5 protein-coding genes are annotated in these 3,161 nt (G+C 62.0%); 2 read left to right on the top strand and 3 right to left on the bottom strand.

What is annotated here, in order from left to right:
• Positions 1 to 331, top strand: a 331-nt coding sequence (locus tag BN1123_RS11755; RefSeq protein ID WP_326938639.1) for a helix-turn-helix domain-containing protein, incomplete at its 5' end; no start/stop codon positions are given.
• A gap of 32 nt (positions 332 to 363) precedes the next feature.
• Here BN1123_RS11755 and BN1123_RS11750 read toward each other — a convergent pair.
• From BN1123_RS11750 to BN1123_RS11740, 3 genes are all read right to left on the bottom strand, one after another.
• Positions 364 to 1,233 carry a tetratricopeptide repeat protein gene (locus BN1123_RS11750; protein WP_042027189.1) on the bottom strand — a complete coding sequence of 290 codons (870 nt, stop codon included), beginning with the start codon at positions 1,231 to 1,233 and terminating at the stop codon, positions 364 to 366.
• Positions 1,234 to 1,342: 109 nt separating this feature from the next.
• Entirely contained in the window at positions 1,343 to 1,678 is a 336-nt protein-coding gene (locus BN1123_RS11745) for a hypothetical protein (RefSeq protein ID WP_042027187.1), read from the bottom strand.
• 113 nt (positions 1,679 to 1,791) lie between these two features.
• A complete protein-coding gene (locus tag BN1123_RS11740) occupies positions 1,792 to 2,136 on the bottom strand; it encodes a DUF2956 domain-containing protein (RefSeq protein ID WP_042027185.1) in 345 nt (114 codons plus the stop codon).
• A 267-nt stretch (positions 2,137 to 2,403) separates the two neighbouring features.
• On the opposite strand from BN1123_RS11740, the gene BN1123_RS11735 reads away from it, so the two are divergent.
• Positions 2,404 to 3,161, top strand: a 758-nt coding sequence (locus BN1123_RS11735) for a metallophosphoesterase (RefSeq protein WP_197064511.1), incomplete at its 3' end; no start/stop codon positions are given.

Raw genomic sequence — 3,161 nt, 5'->3', positions numbered from 1 at the left:
CGGCAACGTGCGCGAGCTGCAGAACGTGGTGCGCAACATAGTGGTGCTGAACGACAAGGATCAGGTGAGCCAGGATATTTTGCCGCCCCCGCTCAATGGCGGACGTTCCCTGAACGGGGCAGCCCCTGTGGCCCAGCCTGCTGTGGCCAGCGCGCCGGAGCGGCCTGCCCAAGGGCCGATCCGCCCGCTCTGGCTGGTGGAAAAAGAGGTGATAGAGCAGGCCATCGCCAGCTGTGACGGCAACATACCCAAGGCCGCGGCCCTGCTGGAGATCAGCCCCTCGACCATCTATCGCAAGAAGCAGGGGTGGGAAGAGGCCAATCTCGCCTGACTCGGGGGCGGCGCTAGGCCGCCCCTGCGTTGTCAAAGCTTGGCGAGCCGCTTGAGACGGGCGAGCCGCTCCCCTTCCTGGCGCTTGAACCACTCATCGCGCGACAGCAAAAACCAGGCGCGGGCGAAATATTCGGCCGCCGCCGGATCGTCCAGCGCCAGCGCATTCTCTCCCAGCTCTTCGAATACATAGCCATCCTCGGGGGCGCCGGCGGCCGCCATGTCGGCCTGCAACTGCGTCAGTTCGGCCTGTGCCTGTTCGTGCAGCCCCTGGGCCCGGCTCAGGCGGGCCAGGCTCCAGCGGGCGATAAAGGCCTTGGCCGGGTTGTTATTCTGCTCGTGCCAGGCCAGGCATTTTTGCTGACACTGGCGAGCCTCTTCCAGGCGGCCCAGTTCAAACAGGGTCCAGCCCTGATTGTTGTAGAGGGGGGCGAGCCAGCCGCGCACCCGCTCATCCTGGCTGCGCTCCGCAAGCTCCATCGCCAGCTGGTGCCAGCGGCTCTGCTCCTCCAGAGGGGCGGCGATGGCCACCATGTGGGCCGCATCGATGGCCAGATAAAGCTCCTTGTGTTTCAGCCCCTGTTGCCAAGCCTGTTCAAACAGCGTCCTGGCACTGGCCTTGTCGCCGGCGGAGTTGAAGGTGCGGCCGCGCTCCAGCAGGACGCGAAGACGCGCCCGCGGGGTGGCATCGGTGAGGCGGGGTTCTATCTCGTCGAGCAGCTGGTGCGCCTCGGCAAACTGGCGTTGCAGCGAATGGGTGCGGGCTATCTGGGTGAGCAGCTCCAGCTCGTACTGCAGGTCGGCGGCGGCGCACGCCTCGGGCAGCAGAGCATGAAAACGCAGGGCACTGGCGGCGGGATCCTGATAATCCCACAGCGCCATGAAATCGGGCGGATTGTCCATTCGGCCTCCTTGCTGGCGATCCTGTCACCAAGATGCCTGCCGGCCATTGTTTGTACAAGGGGCGCCCGTCACAGAGCGCCCCTCGGATCATGTCACCACAGCCGGTCTGTCAGTAGACCATAGCCAGGCTCATCAGCATCAGGCCCAGAGCAGCGAAGGCTCCCTCCTTGATGGCGAGCCGGGGCACCAGCGCCTTGGGCAGGGCAGGGAACAGGCTGAGCGCAAATCCCAGGCCTGGCATCAACCAGTGGAAGGCTGGATTGCGCAGGGTCGGATCGGCCGCGCCATTGATCACGATGAGCAGGATGAAGAGGGTGAAGGCGGGCAGAATAAACCAGCGCACATTGCCGCTGGCCACCGCCCGCAGCGGCGAGATGCGATAGAGCAGCATGGTGACGAGAAACAGCACGAAGGGGGCGAGCAGGTAGAGCGGAGCCGGGTTCATAGCAGATGTCCTGAAAACGAGTGGCGGGATTTAATCAGCCCGGAGCGGCGATGACCAGCCATATGGGCCAGGGCTGTGAAGAAGATCCCAGGCAAAGGTTTGCAGCGCCGGGGTCAGCGCAGCCAGAGCCAAGCCGCGGCGAAACCCAGCCAGCTCAATACCAGCAGTGCCCAGGGCAGGGGATGCTGGCGGGTCACTTCCACCAGTTCGAGCGACTCGTCCTGTTCATCGAGCTGGTTTTCACTCTGCTGTTGTCTGGCTTTGGCCTGCTGCTTCTTCAGGCGATTGGCTTCGCGGGCCCGCGCCTTCATCTGCTTTTTGTATTCATCTATGCCCTTCTGGATCCCCTGGGCGATCAGCTGGGTCTGCTCCTTGGTCTGCCCCGGCTTCTGGTTGGCGCGGGCAATCTTCATCGCCTCCTGCTGGGTTTCTGGGGAAATCTTGTCGTATTTGGCCATCAACTCTCTCCTCGGGCTCCGATGGGGTGGGAGAGTATGCCACAAAGGTGTGGCAAGAAGCGGCTTACCATCCCCCGGCGCCGAATTTTGCGCGACCACTCATAAAAAGAGACGAGAAAACGGTGGAAATCCGGATGTTGAGCCAAGGATCACAATTAACGCATTTTGTGAGTCATTGATGAAAAATCGTCATCTGTTGTTTGTTATATTGGCGCCCGACCCGCCGGATCGGGTCATAAATAACAACATAATCAAGGTGATATGGATATGAATAAGAACTTCATCAGAGGCACCGTGGCGCTGGCCGTGCTGGCTGCCCTGACTGGCTGTAATTCCTCTGGCAATGACACCGTTGCCCCCTGCACTGAAAATGTCTGCAAGCTGACTGTGTTGCACACCAACGACACCCATGGCCGTTTCTGGCACAACACCGAGAACGAATATGGCATGGCGGCCCAGAAGACCCTGGTCGAGCGGCTGCGCGCCGAAGCCAGGGCCGCCGGCAGCGAAGTGCTGGTGCTCTCCGGGGGTGACGTCAACACAGGGGTGCCCGAGTCGGATCTGCAGGATGCCGAGCCCGATTTCGTCGCGATGAACAGCATTCGCTACGACGCCATGGCGGTGGGCAACCACGAGTTCGACAACCCCCTCAATGTGCTGGAGAAGCAGCGTGAGTGGGCCCGGTTCCCCATGCTGTCGGCCAACATCTATGACAAGGCCAGCGGCAAGCATTACTTCGACCCCTACAAGGTATTCAGGCTGGATAACGGCCTCAAGGTCGCGGTGATCGGCCTGACCACGGAAGACACCGCCCAGCTGGTCGACCCCAACAACGTCAAGACCCTGGAATTCCGCGATCCCACCACCGAAGCGGCCCAACTGGGCAAGCAGATCCGTGACAAAAATGAGGCCAACCTGGTCTTCGCCATTACTCACATGGGCCACTATGCCGATGGCCAGCACGGCAGCAATGCACCGGGTGATGTGGAGATGGCCCGCGCCCTGCCGGCAGGCACCCTGGATGC

This window comes from Aeromonas enteropelogenes (genome assembly GCF_000819845.1).
Lineage (GTDB): Bacteria > Pseudomonadota > Gammaproteobacteria > Enterobacterales > Aeromonadaceae > Aeromonas > Aeromonas enteropelogenes.
This window is presented reverse-complemented; position numbering and strand designations above follow the sequence as displayed.